Annotated in this window: 1 pseudogene; it reads left to right on the forward strand. The window is 64.8% G+C overall.

The features are described from left to right. Positions 1-234: 234 nt before the first annotated feature. A pseudogene (locus GM1_RS21410) lies at positions 235-785 on the forward strand (HNH endonuclease); the annotation flags it as partial.

Below are 785 nucleotides of genomic sequence, written 5' to 3' on the forward strand. Positions count from 1 at the left end.
CCGGGGGCGAAGGTTCTTTGACAAGTCGATAGCGCGCTGCAGTCAGGCGAACCCGTTACAGACTGCTCGTTCCTCGGGTGAGAGTGCGAGCCGCGGGAGACTCGCAGCGGCACATTGTCATCGCCGACGGGCACCACCCGCTAGTTGGGTCGGTGGTGTCGTCGGAGGTCGCTGCCGAACCGTTGGTCGGTTCACGTTTGTTGCCACGCACCTTTGGTTAGAAGGAGGTTTGTCATGTTCACGTCTATTGTGCGCGAGCTCACCGACAGAATCGTCGACGAACTCGCGCCACCCACCGCCACCGAGACCGACTCAGGGCAGTCGTCGAGGTTGGCGTGCCTGCTCGCCTCGGCGAGCAAGGTCGGCACCGATGACACCGAGATTCTGTCGGCGATCGTGGAAGTCGCCCGGGCCCGCAACGTTCTCGACGCAGCCCAGGCACAGTTGGTGCGTACCGCGGAGCGGGCGGGGATCCCGTTCCGAAAGCATCTGCGGTCGGCGAAGATGCTGCTGACTGAGATCGGTGTCCCACCCGCGGTGGCGGATCGAATTGTTCGCAATGGTCATCACGCCGAGCGGTTCGCCAACGTCGGGCGTGGGATGCGCGACGGGTCGATGTCCGCGGAAATCGCCGATGCGATCGGAGTCGGTGTTGCGACCGTTGCGAATCGGGTTCCGCTCGACCCCGACGAGCAGCAACGGTTGGCCCGCAAGCTCGCGTTGAACACCACGCCGGCCGAGGTGAAGGTCGCGGCGAAGCAGGCCGCGATCGCGTTGGCTGCGGA

This window comes from Gordonia malaquae NBRC 108250 (genome assembly GCF_000344135.1).
GTDB classification, from domain to species: Bacteria; Actinomycetota; Actinomycetes; order Mycobacteriales; family Mycobacteriaceae; genus Gordonia; species Gordonia malaquae.